The organism is Streptomyces sp. NPDC002156 (assembly GCF_053593675.1).
Genome location: NZ_JBSFDA010000080.1, coordinates 1 through 14,000, shown reverse-complemented (window position 1 = coordinate 14,000; position 14,000 = coordinate 1). Strand labels below are relative to the sequence as shown.

The 14,000-nt window shown below is 71.2% G+C and carries 15 protein-coding genes; 6 read left to right on the top strand and 9 right to left on the bottom strand.

Features of this window, described 5'->3' with window-relative positions; translation table 11 throughout:
• Positions 1-32 precede the first annotated feature (32 nt).
• Both yaaA and eda read left to right on the top strand, forming a co-directional pair.
• Positions 33-815 carry a peroxide stress protein YaaA gene (gene yaaA / locus ACWCRB_RS28530; RefSeq protein ID WP_450998768.1) on the top strand — a complete coding sequence of 261 codons (783 nt, stop codon included), beginning with the start codon at positions 33-35 and terminating at the stop codon, positions 813-815.
• A gap of 168 nt (positions 816-983) precedes the next feature.
• A complete protein-coding gene (gene eda / locus ACWCRB_RS28525; RefSeq protein ID WP_450998767.1) occupies positions 984-1,625 on the top strand; it encodes a bifunctional 4-hydroxy-2-oxoglutarate aldolase/2-dehydro-3-deoxy-phosphogluconate aldolase in 642 nt (213 codons plus the stop codon).
• Here eda and ACWCRB_RS28520 read toward each other — a convergent pair.
• From ACWCRB_RS28520 to ACWCRB_RS28510, 3 genes are read right to left on the bottom strand one after another with little or no spacing between them, the layout of a single operon-like run.
• Positions 1,611-2,873 (bottom strand): bifunctional RNase H/acid phosphatase, encoded by a 1,263-nt coding sequence (locus ACWCRB_RS28520; RefSeq protein WP_450998766.1) that lies wholly within the window; start codon positions 2,871-2,873, stop codon positions 1,611-1,613. The two genes, eda and ACWCRB_RS28520, sit on opposite strands and share 15 nt — an antisense overlap.
• Before the next feature lie 36 nt (positions 2,874-2,909).
• Positions 2,910-3,653, bottom strand: coding sequence for a zinc ribbon domain-containing protein (locus ACWCRB_RS28515; protein ID WP_450998784.1), 744 nt, complete (start codon positions 3,651-3,653; stop codon positions 2,910-2,912).
• A complete protein-coding gene (locus ACWCRB_RS28510) occupies positions 3,650-4,555 on the bottom strand; it encodes a Nif3-like dinuclear metal center hexameric protein (protein ID WP_235479531.1) in 906 nt (301 codons plus the stop codon). Before ACWCRB_RS28510 ends, ACWCRB_RS28515 begins: the two co-directional genes overlap by 4 nt.
• A 199-nt stretch (positions 4,556-4,754) precedes the next feature.
• Here ACWCRB_RS28510 and ACWCRB_RS28505 point away from each other — a divergent pair, with 199 nt between their 5' ends.
• A complete protein-coding gene (locus ACWCRB_RS28505; protein ID WP_450998765.1) occupies positions 4,755-5,927 on the top strand; it encodes a hypothetical protein in 1,173 nt (390 codons plus the stop codon).
• Positions 5,928-6,023: 96 nt separating this feature from the next.
• Positions 6,024-6,191, top strand: a complete 168-nt coding sequence (locus ACWCRB_RS28500; protein ID WP_389351094.1) for a hypothetical protein — start codon at positions 6,024-6,026, stop codon at positions 6,189-6,191.
• A gap of 86 nt (positions 6,192-6,277) precedes the next feature.
• Here the strand turns inward: ACWCRB_RS28500 and ACWCRB_RS28495 are convergent, their stop codons facing one another.
• The 3 genes from ACWCRB_RS28495 to ACWCRB_RS28485 all read right to left on the bottom strand — a co-directional run bounded on the left by ACWCRB_RS28495 (position 6,278) and on the right by ACWCRB_RS28485 (position 9,310).
• Complete coding sequence (locus ACWCRB_RS28495; RefSeq protein ID WP_450998764.1) at positions 6,278-7,216, bottom strand: 3-oxoacyl-ACP reductase; 939 nt, start codon at positions 7,214-7,216, stop codon at positions 6,278-6,280.
• 25 nt (positions 7,217-7,241) lie between these two features.
• Complete coding sequence (locus tag ACWCRB_RS28490) at positions 7,242-8,318, bottom strand: Zn-dependent alcohol dehydrogenase (protein ID WP_450998763.1); 1,077 nt, start codon at positions 8,316-8,318, stop codon at positions 7,242-7,244.
• 128 nt (positions 8,319-8,446) lie between these two features.
• The gene (locus tag ACWCRB_RS28485; protein WP_450998762.1) at positions 8,447-9,310 is read right to left on the bottom strand and encodes a MaoC/PaaZ C-terminal domain-containing protein; all 864 of its coding nucleotides are present in this window, start codon (positions 9,308-9,310) and stop codon (positions 8,447-8,449) included.
• Positions 9,311-9,602: 292 nt separating this feature from the next.
• Here ACWCRB_RS28485 and ACWCRB_RS28480 point away from each other — a divergent pair, with 292 nt between their 5' ends.
• A complete protein-coding gene (locus tag ACWCRB_RS28480; RefSeq protein WP_450998761.1) occupies positions 9,603-10,934 on the top strand; it encodes a sensor histidine kinase in 1,332 nt (443 codons plus the stop codon).
• Between the two features lie 5 nt (positions 10,935-10,939).
• Complete coding sequence (locus tag ACWCRB_RS28475) at positions 10,940-11,572, top strand: response regulator (RefSeq protein WP_450998783.1); 633 nt, start codon at positions 10,940-10,942, stop codon at positions 11,570-11,572.
• A gap of 49 nt (positions 11,573-11,621) precedes the next feature.
• Here ACWCRB_RS28475 and ACWCRB_RS28470 read toward each other — a convergent pair whose 3' ends face one another.
• The 3 genes from ACWCRB_RS28470 to ACWCRB_RS28460 form a co-directional block, all read right to left on the bottom strand.
• The gene (locus ACWCRB_RS28470) at positions 11,622-12,428 is read right to left on the bottom strand and encodes a class I SAM-dependent methyltransferase (RefSeq protein ID WP_450998760.1); all 807 of its coding nucleotides are present in this window, start codon (positions 12,426-12,428) and stop codon (positions 11,622-11,624) included.
• A 267-nt stretch (positions 12,429-12,695) separates the two neighbouring features.
• Positions 12,696-13,532, bottom strand: coding sequence for a hypothetical protein (locus ACWCRB_RS28465; RefSeq protein WP_450998759.1), 837 nt, complete (start codon positions 13,530-13,532; stop codon positions 12,696-12,698).
• Positions 13,532-14,000: SigE family RNA polymerase sigma factor (locus tag ACWCRB_RS28460; RefSeq protein ID WP_450998758.1), on the bottom strand; the 469-nt coding region annotated here is incomplete at its 5' end. The genes ACWCRB_RS28465 and ACWCRB_RS28460, both read right to left, overlap by 1 nt.

The following is a 14,000-nucleotide window of genomic DNA, read 5'->3' as shown; positions in this document are numbered from 1 at the left end:
TCGAGCCCGCGTACCCGTTTGGAGAACTCACCGTGCTTGTCCTGCTGCCTCCCTCCGAAGGCAAGGCCTCTTCCGGGCGCGGCACCCCGCTCAAGCCGGAGTCGCTGTCCCTGCCCGGTCTCGCCGACGCCCGCGAGGCCGTACTCGGGGAACTTGTCGAGCTGTGCGTCGGTGACGAGGACAAGGCTCGTGAGGTGCTCGGGCTCAGTGAGGGGCTGCGGGGCGAGGTCGCCAAGAACGTGGAGCTGCGGACCGCCGGGGCGCGGCCCGCCGGGGAGATCTACACCGGGGTGCTGTACGACGCCCTCGACCTCGCCTCTCTCGACGCCGCCGCGAAGAAGCGGGCGGCGCGGTCGCTGCTGGTCTTCTCGGGGTTGTGGGGTGCTGTTCGGGTCACGGACCGGATCCCCTCGTACCGCTGCTCGATGGGGGTGAAGCTGCCCGGGCTCGGGGCGCTGGCCGCGCACTGGCGGGCGCCGATGGCCGCGGCGCTGCCGGAGGTGGCTGGGGGTGGGCTGGTTCTTGATCTGCGGTCCTCCGCGTATGGCTCCGCCTGGAAGCCGAAGGGGGAGGTTGCTGGGCGGACAGCGACTGTGCGGGTGTTGCATGCGCCGACTCGTAAGGTCGTCAGCCACTTCAACAAGGCGACCAAGGGGCGGATCGTGCGGAGTCTGGTGAGTTCGGGGGCGGTGCCCTCCGGGCCGGGGGAACTGGTGGAGGCGTTGCGGGATCTGGGGTACGTGGTGGAGGTTGCGGTGCCCTCGCGGGCGGGGGTTGCGTGGGCGCTGGATGTGTTGGTGGACGAGGTTCACTGAGCGGGTGGGTTGTGTGTTGTCTGCTGCGCCGTTGTGGCTTGTCGCGCCCACGCGGCGGAGCCGCAAATTGATACAGCCCCGCGCCTCTAGAGGCCGATCATCGCGCCCTCATTGCAACATGCGCAACGCCCTTTGCGCGTGCCGCAAAGCGCGGGCAGGATGTTGCGCATGACCGCCTCTCCCTCCCCCTCCGTTCTTGATCTTGCGCCCGTCATACCCGTGGTCGTTGTCGAGGATCTGGTCGATGCCGTGCCGCTTGCTCGGGCGCTTGTTGCCGGGGGGTTGCCTGCCATTGAGGTGACCCTGCGTACGCCCGTCGCGCTCGATGCCATTCGGGCCATCGCCGACGGGGTTCCGGACGCGGTGGTCGGTGTCGGTACCGTCATCTCGCCCGGGCAGGTGTCCGACGCGTTGGCCGCTGGGGCGCGCTTCCTCGTGAGCCCTGGCTGGACCGACGTACTGCTGGAGTCGATGCGGGCGTCCGGGGCGCCGTTCCTGCCGGGGGTGTCGACCACCTCGGAGGTTGTGGCGCTGTTGGAGCGGGGGGTGCGGGAGATGAAGTTCTTCCCGGCCGAGGCTGCGGGCGGGGCCGCCTATCTGAAGGCTCTGGCCGGGCCGCTTCCCCAGGCCCGGTTCTGTCCTACCGGAGGGGTCGGTCCGGCGAACGCCCCCGAGTATCTCGCGTTGCCCAACGTCGCCTGCGTGGGCGGGAGTTGGATGCTTCCCGCCGATGCCATCGCCTCGCACGACTGGGACCGGGTCGAGGCACTCGCCCGGCAGGCCGCAGGGCTGGGCTCAGCGCAGGTGTGACGTGTCGTTGAACAGTCGTACGCTCGCGTTGCCGTCCGCGTAGTACGCCACCGCCGACAGTGAGGCCGCCGAGAGTTCCATGCGGAACAGGGACTCGGACGGGGCGCCCAGGGCGAGGCGGATGAGGGTCTTGATGGGGGTCACGTGGGTGACCAACAGGACCGTACGGCCCGCGTGGGCCGCGATCAGCTTGTCGCGGGTGACGGCCATCCGGCGTGCGGTCGCCGCGAAGCTCTCGCCGCCGCCCGTCGGTTCGGCCTTCGGGGAGGCCAGCCAGGCGTTCATGTCGTCCGGGTAGCGCTCGCGCACCTCGCCGAACGTCAGCCCCTCCCACGCACCGAAGTCCGTCTCGCGCAGGCCGTCGTCGATCGTCACGTCGAGGCCCAGGCGGGCGGCGACCGCGGCGGCCGTCTCGCGGGTGCGGGTCAGGGGGGACGCGATGATCGCCTCGATCGTGCCTCGCCTGGCCAGGGACTCCGCCACCCGCTCGGCCTGGTCCCGGCCCACGTCCGAGAGGGACGGGTCCGTGCCGCCGCTGCCCGAGAAGCGTTTCTGGGGGGTGAGGGGGGTTTCGCCGTGGCGGAGGAGGACGAAGGTGGCGGGGGCGCCCATGTCTGCGGGGGCCCAACCTGTGCGGGGGGTGGCTACGGTGCGGGCGGCGCTGGCGTCGGCCTCGGCTTTCGCGTCAGCGGTCGTCGTCACAGTTGCGGCCGGTGGGGGCTGGTCGCGCCCGCGCGGCGGAGCCGCATGTGTCACAGCCCCGCGCCCCTTAGGTGGGACGCCTGAGCCTGCGCTGCGAAGTTCCGCCGTCGATTCCCCCGCCGACCACTGTTCGCCGCGCTTGCCCGCGTCCATCGCCTCGTTGGCGAGCCGGTCCGCGTGCTTGTTCTGCTCGCGCGGGATCCACTCGTACGTCACCTGCCCGGCCGTCGGGAACACCTGGGCCGCCTCCGCCGCCAGGGGCTTCATGTCCGGGTGCTTGATCTTCCAGCGGCCCGACATCTGCTCGACGACGAGCTTGGAGTCCATGCGGACGCGGATCTTGGCGGTCGGGTCCAGCTCGCGGGCCGCGCGCAGGCCGGCCACCAGGCCCCGGTACTCGGCGACGTTGTTCGTGGCGATCCCGATGTACTCGGCCGCCTCCGCCAGCGTCTCGCCCGTGGCCGCGTCGATGACGACGGAACCGTAGCCCGCGGGCCCCGGGTTGCCCCGGGAACCGCCGTCGGCCTCGACGATGAACTCCCGCACGCCACAGACTCCTTACTGGCCCACTGGCTAACTGGTCTACAGACCGGACTCTGACGTGCGTACGAGGATGCGGCGGCAGTTCTCACAGCGCAGCACCGCGTCCGGAGCCGCCGCCTTCACCTCGTTGACCTCGGTGATGTTCAGCTCCAGGCGGCAGCCCTCGCAGCGGCGCTGGTAGAGACGGGCGGCGCCGACCCCGCCCTGCTGCGCGCGCAGCTTGTCGTACAGCTTGAGGAGGTCGTCGGGCACCGAACCCGCGATGACCTCGCGCTCCTTCTTCGCCGTGCCCACCTCGCCGTCGAGGGTCTCGTACGCCGCCTCGCGCCGGGCGGTCGCGTCGTCGATCTTGCCCTGGACGGCGCCGACGCGCTCGGTCAGCTCGGCGATGCGCTCCTGTGCGGACTCACGGCGCTCCATGATCTCCAGGACGACGTCCTCCAGGTCGCCCTGCCGCTTGGCGAGGGAGGCGATCTCGCGCTGGAGGTTTTCCAGGTCCTTGGGCGAGCTGACGGCGCCGGAGTCGAGGCGCTGCTGGTCGCGGGCGGCGCGCTGGCGCACCTGGTCCACGTCCTGCTCTGCCTTGGTCTGCTCGCGGGCGCAGTCGCTCTCCTCGGTCGTCGAGGCCACCAGCAGGTCGCGCAGCTGCGTGAGGTCCTTGGTCAGCGACTCGATCTCGGCGTGCTCGGGCAGCGACTTGCGCTTGTGCGTGAGCTGCTGGATGCGTACGTCGAGGGCCTGGACGTCGAGAAGTCGGATCTGGTCGGCGGGCGCGGCGTTCAGTTGGGGGCTCCCAGTGCTTCAGAGGTGGTGGTGGACGCCGCGTGGGCGGTCCAGGGGTCGGTGACCGTCGCGGAGACGTGGACGCGAAGGCCCCATCCGTTCCGGTCGGAGATCTCGTCGAGCTGGGCGGCGGCCAGCTCGCACCAGGGCCACTCGGTGGCCCAGTGCGCGGCGTCGAGCAGCGCGAGGGGCTTGTGGGTGCCGTCTGTGCCACTGCCGTGGGCGCTGTGGGCGCGCGCTTCCGAGGCCGGGTGGTGGCGGAGGTCCGCGGTGAGGAAGGCGTCGACACCGGCCGCGCGTACGTCGTCGAAGAGGCTGTCGCCGGAGCCGCCGCTGACGGCGACCGTACGGACGAGCGCCTCGGGGTCGCCGGCGACCCGGATGCCCTGCGCGGTCGCGGGCAGCCGTTCGGCGGCGCGGGCGGCGAACTCGCGGACGGTCAGCGGGTGGTCCAGCTCGCAGACCCGGCCGAGGCCGCGTCGGCCCGCGGGGTCGGAGGGGTCCGGTACGAGCGGACGTACGACCCGCAGGTCGAGGGCGCCGGCGAGGGCGTCGCTGACTCCCGGGTCGGCGCGGTCGGCGTTGGTGTGGGCGACGTGGAGGGCGATGTCGTGCTTGATGAGGGTGTGCACGACGCGGCCCTTGAAGGTGTCCGCCGCGACCGTGGTCGTACCCCGGAGGTAGAGCGGGTGGTGGGTGACCAGCAGGTCGGCGCCCAGCTTCACGGCCTCGTCGACGATGTCCTGGACGGGGTCCACGGCGAACAGGACCCTGGAGACCTCTTGGTCGGGATCGCCCGCGACGGTGCCGACCGCGTCCCAGGACTCGGCCCGCTCGGGGGGCCAGAGGGCGTCGAGTGCGGCGATGACTTCAGAAAGACGGGGTACGGACAGACGGGGCACGAACGCAAGGCTACCTGGCTGGTCCGTACGGCTGAACCGGTGCGCCCGCCCCACTGACGTCCCCGGCCCCGATCAGCACACCAGCCCCCGTCTCCTCAGGCGAATCGTTACTTGGCCACCCATATGTGTGAAATGGCGGCTGGCCGGTCCCCCGCCTGTACGTGCGAAAACTACTTTCGTCGCCGGAGGTGACCGATCGATGACAGCCTGTGCGATCGAACCAAGCACGGAGGACGGGTTGTCCCCGGCGGCGGAGTGCGTGATCACCGCAGACGGTGCCTACGCGGCCCGGCTCGCGCGGAGCGGCGACTCCTGGTTCCCGGAGCGCTGGACACTCGACGGACCCGAGCCGTACGCCGTACCGCTGCCCGGAAACCAGCCGGAGGAGCCCGGCACGCAGGTGCTGCCGATGGGCGACGGGCGGGTCCTCATCCACCGCCTCGTCGCCGGCCGGCACACCTTCGCGCTGCTCTACCCGACCGGCCCCGGCACCGGCGAACTCCCCCTCGGCGCGGTCGAGTGCCCCGACCCCGGCACCCAGCTGCGGCTGCTGCCCCCGGCTCCGGGCGGCGACCGCGCGTACGCCCTCGCCCTGGGCCGGCGTTCGACGACGGTGTGGCTGGTGGCGGGCGGCGCCTTCGGGCCCGAGTACGTCACGGAGGTCCCCGGGCGCTGCTCGGGCGGGGTCTGGCTGGACCGTACGGGCCGGCTGCTCGCCCTGGACCGGGAGGTCGCGGGGCGGACGAAGGCGGTCGTGGTCGATCTGGAGCGCGACGGCGAGGTGTCGCCGCTGCTCCAGATCTCGGCGGAGAGCAACGACCGGCTGCTCCTCGCGGACGCGGACAGCGGGCTGCTGCTGATCGGCTCGGACGCGCCCTCGCCCGGCGGGCCCGAACGGCTGGGCTGGGGAGTGCTCGGCAGCACTCTGCCGGTGCGGTTCCCGGAGTGCCTGCGCGTCGAGGGGTGCGCGCTGACTCCGTTCGCGATCCAGCCGGGGCAGGTGCTGACGCCGGAGGGGTGTGGCGTGGCGCTGCGGGTCGACGGCCCGGCGGGGAGCTGGGTGGGCGTGTGGCGGCCCGCCGGGCGACAGGTGCGGCACCTTCCGGCACCGGAGGGGTGGCTGCGGGGAGTTGGGCTGTGGAGCAGGGACGGGGAGCTTCAACTCCCGTACGCGACGGGGGAGGTGCCGTGCGGGGTGGCCCGGGTACGGGACGACGCGCGGGACGAGGAGGCGGATGAGGAGCCGGAGGAGAGTGCTCCGGCACCCGTCGTCGTGGCGCGGCCGGTGCCGTTGCAACAGGCGCCGCTGGCACGGGTCGTGGCGAAGACCGGGAAGCCCGGTAACGAAGTGACGACGCTTGTAACGAAGTAGTTCCGGTCGGCGTGTGCGGCTCGTGTCACCCCGATGTGTGCCGGTTAAGATCGTCCGGCTGTTAGAAAGATCATGTTGACGGGGTGAACCATTCCGATGAACGACGCAAGCATCACGCAGCCGCTGTCCGCCGATGCCCAGGAGGGCACGGGTCACGGAGGTGGCCACGGCAAGCACCGGGGGCCGGTCTCGGTCCACAACGACGAGGCGACCCCGAACGGCCGTCACCGCAAGCCGTCCGAGCAGGCCGAGAACAGGGCCTGACGGTACACAGGCTGTAATACGGCTCCGCCCTTTTCGTATGGGCGGAGCCGTTGCCGTTTCCCGAGCCGTTCCCGACTCCCTTTTCGCTAGCCGCGCTTGAGGCCGAGCACCTCCGCCGCCGCGAACGTCTCCCCCGTGGGCCGCTGCGCGTAGTGCGGGGTGAGGAGCGCGTCCAGCTCGTCGTAGGTGAAGGTGTCCTGCTTGCTGTCGAACTTGGCGGCCACACGCGGGCGTTCGACGACGGCGACCATGCCGCCGTGGACGACGAGCAGCTGTCCATTGACGTGTTCGGCGGCCGGTGAGGCCAAGTAGCCGACGAGCGGGGCGACATGCTCCGGGGCGAGGGGGTCCAGACCCGACTCGGGTTGGCCGAAGCCCTGGAAGACGTCCTCGGTCATACGTGTCCGGGCGCGGGGGCAGATCGCGTTCGCCGTGACGCCGTACTTGGCGAGGGCGAGGGCCGTGGAGGTGGTCAGCCCGACGATTCCGCCTTTCGCGGCGGCGTAGTTGGGCTGTCCCGCCGAGCCGGCGAGAAACGCCTCCGAGGACGTGTTCACGATCCGCCCGTACACCGGTGCGCCGCTCGCCTTGGACCGCTCGCGCCAATGCGCGGCGGCGAAGTGGGTCGTGTTGAAGTGGCCCTTGAGGTGGACCCGTATGACGGAGTCCCACTCCCCCTCCGTCATGGAGAAGACCATGCGGTCGCGCAGGATGCCCGCGTTGTTGACGAGGACGTCCAGTCTCCCGAACTCGGCGATCGCCAACTCGACGAGTTCACGGGCCTGTTGGTGATCGGCGACGTCCCCGGTGTGTGCGACCGCCGTGCCGCCCGACGCGCGGATCTCGGCGGCGACCTCCTCGGCGGGGGTGGCGGACGCCTCGCCGGAGCCGTCCCGGCCGGGTTGGCCGTAGTCGTTGACGACGACGGCCGCGCCGAGCCGGGCCAGTTCCAGCGCCTCGGCCCGGCCGAGACCGCGCCCCGCGCCCGTGACGATCGCGGCGAGCCCCTCAAGTGGCAGTGACATCAGCGCTCTCAGCCTTTCCGCTCGCTCAGATCTCGATGCACGTACGCAGCGCGGTTCCCGTACGCATCTGGTCGAGGGCCTCGTTGATGCCGGAGAGCGGTACGCGGTGGGTGATGAGGCCTTCGAGGTCGACGCGCCCCGCCCGCCAGAGGGCGATCGTGCGCTCGTAGGACCGCAGGACGTCGCCGCCGCCGTACATGGACGGCAGGATGCGCTTCTCGTCGAAGAACAGCTCGAACATGTTGAGTTGGAGGTTGTCGTCCATGGCGCCCGCGCCGACGACGACCATGGTGCCGCCGCGCCGGGTGGTGTCGTAGGCGGTGCGGGCGGTGGCGGAGCGGCCGACGACCTCGAAGACGTAGTCGAACCCCTCGCCGCCGGTGACCTGTTGCTTGGCGTCGGCCAGTTCCTCCGGCGAAACGGCCTTCGTGGCACCGAACTTGAGCGCGGACTCGCGGCGCGAGACGACCGGGTCGACGGCGACGATCTCGGCGGCGCCCTGGAGCCGGGCACCCTGTATCGCGGAGATGCCGACGCCCCCGCAGCCGATGACGGCGACCGACGAACCGGCTTCCACACCGGCGGTGTTGATGGCGGCGCCGAGTCCGGTGGTCACCCCGCAGCCGATGAGGGCGGCGATGTCGAAGGGCACGTCGTCGGGGATGGGCACGGCACAGCCCGCGTCGACGACGACCTCCTCGGTGAAGGTGCCGGTGCCCGCCATGCCGAAGACATCGCCGCCGGGGCGACGGAAGTTGGGGGTGCCCGCGTTCATGAACCCGGAGAGACACAGTTCGCTCTGCCCGCGCTTGCACGCGGGACACGCCCCGCAGGCGGGCAGCCAGCAGACGACGACCCGGTCACCGACCTTCAAGTGCCCTACGCCGTCCCCGACTTCGAGGATCTCGCCGGCGCCCTCGTGGCCGGGGACGAAGGGCGCGGGCTGCGGCAGTACGCCGTTCATCGCGGAGAGGTCCGAGTGGCACAGCCCGGTGGCCCGTACCCGGATCCTCACCTTGCCGGGGCCGAAGCCCACGGCCTCGACGTCGTCGAGGACGTCGAGCTTGTCCTGCCCGATCTCGTGCAGTACGGCTGCGCGCATGATGCGGCTCCCCTCAGGAATGTGCTCGGCTCAACCCACGGGCGTACGGCTCACGGGCGTGCGACTCACGGACGTGCGACTCACGGACGTGCGACTCACGGACGTGCGACTCACGGACGTGCGGTTGTTCATGCGGAGTGCTCGACGACGGTGTCGGCCAGTACCGGCGCGTCGTCCCGCTCGACGGCGGTGACCGACACCTGGACGCGGTCCGGTTCGGACGTCCACATCCGGATGCGCAGGGTCTCCCCCGGGAACACGACCCCGGCGAAGCGGGTGCGGTACGCGCGGACCCGGCCGACGTCCCCGCCGAGCACCGTGTCGACGACCGCCTTGAGCGTCATGCCGTACGTGCACAGCCCGTGCAGGATGGGCCGTTCGAACCCGGCGCGGGCGGCGAACTCGGGGTCGGCGTGCAGGGGGTTCCAGTCGCCGGAGAGCCGGTAGAGCAGCGCCTGATCCTCGCGGACGGTCCGCTCGACGACCTTCGCGGGCTCACCGTCGGGCACCGGAAGCCGGGTCGAGGGCCCCCGGTCACCGCCCCAGCCGCCCTCCCCCCGTACGAAGATCTGCGCGTCGCTGGTCCACAACGGCCCGTCGGCGTCGGCGACTTCGGTGCGCATGACGAGGATCGCGGCGCTGCCCTTGTCGTACACGGCGGCGATGCTCCCGGTGGCGCGCGCCCTGCCCTCGACCGGGATCGGGCGGTGGACGTCGATGCTCTGGCCGCCGTGCAGGACGTGGGCGAGGTCGACGTCGACACCGGGCATGGAGAGGCCGCTGATCACGTCCGGGGAGTCGTTGCCGGCGACGGTGGCGAAGCTGGGCAGGACGTGCAGCCGGGATTCGAGGGTGTAGCGGAGTTCGCCGGGATCGGTCGCGGGGACGCCGGCGCCGATGCCGAGGTGGTAGAGCTGGACGTCCTTGCGGCCCCAGGCGATCTCTGCGGACCGGGGTTCGGCGGCGACGGCCTTGGCGGCGTCAATGGGCATGGGACTCCTGATCGACTGGCAGAGAACTGACGGCGAGCTCGCGGAACTGAGGCGGAACTGAGACCTCGGTACGGTCGTCCGCACCGTCGGCCGCACCGAGGTCGATACGGGCCGTTCTAGAACGCGTTCCAGTCCGGCGCCCTCTGTTGTATAGCCGAGCGGTCCCGAGTTGTGAAGACTCCTGACACTCCGTCAGCTGTATGCGTGATTCACGGGACCGGGACATTTGTCCTGCCGGAGTCCGTACATCGGCATCTGCCCGGGGCGACGATCGCTTCGTACGCTGATGTCCATGTTCTGGATGCGAGAGGTCGCCTGCCAGGTGAGCGAATGGCAGGCGGAACGGGCGCGGTGGCGAGCGGACGCGGAGCGGTTCAGGGCCGCCCGGCGTGCCGCGCGGAAGTCGGGCGGCACGCTGCCGGAGCCGGAGAACCCGGGCCCGCCGCCCACCGGTTTCGCCCTGCTGCCCTGGCTGCTGATGGGCCTGGGCTCCTTCTCCAACCTCCTCCAGGGCCGCACCCCACAGCCCTGGATCGGCGGCCTGGGCCTGCTCGCCTTCAACTCCCTCTACATCTACGTCACGTTCCGCGCGTTCGCGAAGGAGAAGCGGACCGCGAGGTCGACGCGGGTCGCGCTCGCCCTGATGGGCGTGGTGACCTGCGCGCTGGCGATCGTGTACGGCGGCAGCTGGCTGTACTTCTTCCCGCTGCTCGGGCTGGCCACGGGCGCGGTGATGCGGGGCCCGTGGCTGGGCCGCGCCGGACTCGCGCTCACCGCCCTCGCGGCGGCGGTCTCCGCGGTGCGGGACGGCTGGGACGCGCTGAACGTTGCGTACGGGACGTTCCTGTCGACGATGGTGACGGCGGCGATCCTGTCCCTGACCGAGGCGGTACGTGAACTGCGGGCGGCGCGTGAGGAGTTGGCGCGCCGCGCGATCGAGGAGGAGCGGCTGCGGTTCTCCCGCGACCTGCACGATCTGCTGGGCCACACCCTGTCGGTGATCGTGGTGAAGTCGGAGGCGGCGCGTCGGTTGGCACCGTCGAACATGGACGCGGCCCTCCTCCAGATCACGGACATCGAGTCGGTGGGCCGCCAGGCCCTGACGGAGATCCGCGAGGCGGTGACGGGCTACCGCCAGGGCAGCCTGGCCACGGAGTTGGACCGAGCGGACTCGGTCCTGACGGCAGCGGACATCACCCCGGCGATCCACCGCTCGGGCCCGCCCCTGCCCGCGTCGGCGGAGGCGCTCCTTGGCTGGGTGGTACGGGAGGCGGTTACGAACGTCGTACGGCACAGCGGCGCCGCCCGCTGCGAGATCACGGTGGAGGGCACGGGGGAACGGGTGCGCCTGAGCGTCGCGGACAACGGCGACGGCACCGGCGTACAGCGCACGCCGCCCGCCCGACCGGATGTCGGCGGCACCGGACTGAAGGGCCTCAAGGAACGCCTGACAGCGGCGGGCGGCTCACTGGAGGCGGGCCCGACGCCCCGGGGCGGCTTCCTGGTGACGGCCGAACTACCGACGGAGGCACCCACGGAGGCACCCGCAGAGCAGCCCTCGGAGCTACAGGAGCCGCCTTCCTCCCAGCTCAGCCCCCACCCCCGCCCTACCCTTACCCCGTGAACGAGATGCCCCGGGACCACCGTCCCGCGAAGTCCGTCAGAGTCCTGCTCGCCGAGGACCAGGGAATGATGCGGGGCGCTCTCGCCCTGCTGCTCGGGATGGAGCCGGACATGGAGGTCGTCGCCCAGGTCGGGACCGGGGACGCGATCGTCGACGCGGCCCTCCTGCACCGCCCGGACGTGGCGCTCCTCGACATCGAACTGCCCGGCATGAGCGGCCTGGACGCCGCCGCCCGGCTCCGCGACGAGGCCCCGGACTGCCGCGTACTGATCCTGACCACCTTCGGCCGCCCCGGCTATCTGCGCCGGGCCATGGAGGCGGGCGCCGCCGGTTTCCTGGTCAAGGACGGCCCGGTGGAGGAGCTGGCGGCGTCGATCCGCCGCGCACTGACCGGCGAGACGGTGATCGACCCCGCCCTCGCGGCCGCCGCGCTCAGCGCCGGCCCGAACCCGCTCACGGCCCGCGAGGCCGACGTACTCAAGGCCTCGGTGGACGGCGCGACGGTCGCCGACATCGCCGCCAAACTGCACCTCTCGGAGTCGACGGTCCGCAACTACCTCTCGGCCGCGATCGGCAAGACGGGGACCCGCAATCGGATGGAGGCGGTACGGGAGGCGCGTCAGCAGGGGTGGCTGTAGGGCATGTCCGAGATACGTCCGTCGGCCCGGACGCGGACCCTATGGCTGCCTACCGGCGGAACAGGGCCGTCCACAGGAACTCCTCGCCGAAGCAGGCCGACTCCGCCGGTTCGTCGTACATACGACGCAGTTCGACCTCCGTCAGATCCGAGAAGATCCAGCGCAGGGACTCCGGCGTGTAGGCGATACCCCCATGGAGGCGGGAGTCCCGGTAGAAGTCGGCGTCAGGCAGTTCGGAACCCATCCCCGCGGGTCCCGTCCCGGCGGAGCCCGGCCCGTCCGGCCCCGTCTCCTCCGCCGCGAAGCACGTGAGTGCGAACAGGCCCCCAGGAGCCAGGACCCTGTCGAGCAGGGCCAGGTAACTGACGCGGCGGTGCGGTGGCAGGTGGTGGAAGCAGCCGGAGTCGTAGACCAGGTCGTACGGACCGTCGAGCGCACCATCAGCCAGGGCGAAGGCGTCCCCGCAGAGGAACCGGACGTCGGCCCCGGCCTCGGCCGCTCGCTCCTCCGCCCAGGCAATGGCCGTGGGTGAGAGATCGACGGCGTCCACCCGGAAACCCCGCGCGGCCAGGCGAAGCGCATTACGGCCCGGACCGCAGCCCAGGTCGAGGACTCGACCACCGCTTCCCTCGCGGCTCCCGTCGGCCCCGGCGATCAGGCCCCGGTCCAGGTACGAGACCAGGTTCTCGTCCGGCTTCGCGACGAAGAACGGCACCGGCTTGGCGCGGTCGGCATAGAAGCCGTCCCACCAGGAGGCCGCTTCGGCCGTCCAGCGATCGGCCTCCGGCGCGAACAGGGTGTCCAGGAGCTGAAGTACGTCCTCAATCGTGCGTATGTTCCGGCCCGACCGGTCCATCCGGTCCCCCTTTCCCGATCCGGCGATCGTAGGGTCGGTCTCTGCGAAATCCCAGGTCAGCAGGTATTGGCAAGGGCGGCGAGAGTTCACCACCGGCCGCGTGGCGGGCCAGGGCAAGCCCCCGGGCGGGCGGGTTCCGTGGCCTGCACGAAACACCGCCGACGCGTCCCCCGAAGGCCGTAACAGGCCCTTCCCCGGCTCTGCCGACCGGACTTTCCGGCCCAACGCCTCTCCCTCCCCCGGCCCCCCACTACTCCATGGCACCCGTCACCCCGTCACCTTCGCCGACCCGGACCCCTTCCCCTCGCCTCCCAAGCACACGAACCAAGCGGCCTGTGAACCCTCCACCGGGCGGATCACCGGCTCCTTGCTGTTCACCGCGAAGTTCGCCGGGACCTTGTGGGCGACCGATGTCGTGCCGTCGTCCCAGGTGCAGGTGACCTCGCGGGCCGTGGGAGCCACGTTGCCGATCACCAGGCGGTTCGGGGCGCCGACCACGCCGGAGGTGTCCGGCTCCAGTGGGATCGCGGCCGACTCAAGGTCCGTCCCGGACATGTCGTCGCTCGTGTCGAGCTCGCCCAGCATCACCGTCGACATGTTGTCGCCGATGATCCGCTGCACGAAGAACGAACCCTTGCCGACCAGTTCCGTGGGGGTCTTCGCGTCCGACGGCTCAACCCCGTACCTGCCCATGGACTCGAACTGCCGCGCCGCCTCCGACTCGTTCTTCGGTGCCCCCCAGACATCGATGGTGACCATCCACTGCCTGCCGGCATCCGTGCCCGTCGCGAGTGTCGTGCGCTGCGGCGCGTACACATGGCGTTCCTGCGCCGTCGGTGGCCGGATCGCCACCTGGGTCACCTCGTCGCCGTTTCCGATGCCCGCCAGCGCCAGGGTTCCCGTCGAGGCCGCGATCACCATCGCCATCGCCGTCGCCACCGCCCAGCGGCGGGCCCTGCGGCGTCGGCCACCGCGGACCACCGCCTGGTAGGGGGCTATGCCGATCTCCACCTCGTCCGCCGCATCGGCCAGCAGGAAGGCGATGTCCGCGTGTGCCGTGTCCCCATGTGCCATGCCCTGGTTCGTCTCCCGGTCCGCGCTCATCACTTCCGCCCTCCGTGTGCCACTGTCTCGGCCAGGCCCGGTATGGCGCGGAGTTTCGCGATCCCCTTGGCCGCGTTGCTCTTCACCGCGCCCACCGAGCAGCCCATCGCCTGTGCGGCCTGGGTCTCGGTCAGGTCCTCCCAGTACCGCAGCACCACCGCCTCCCGCTGCCGGGCCGGCAACTGGGCCAGCGCCTTGAGCAGCGCGCCGCGGTCGTCCGCCCGGGCGATGTGGTCGCCGGTGTCGGGCAGCTCGTGCGCCAGCCCCTCGTCGTCCTTCGGCGCCAGGAACTCCTTGAGCCGCCTGCGGTGCTTGCGCGCGTGGGCGTTGATCATCACGCGCCGTACATACGCCTCCGAGTCATCTGCCGAGCCGACTCTCCGCCAGGCCACATAGACCCGTTCGAGCGTCGACTGGACCAGGTCCTCCGCGGCGTGCTGCTCCCCCGTGAGGAGAAATGCCGTACGC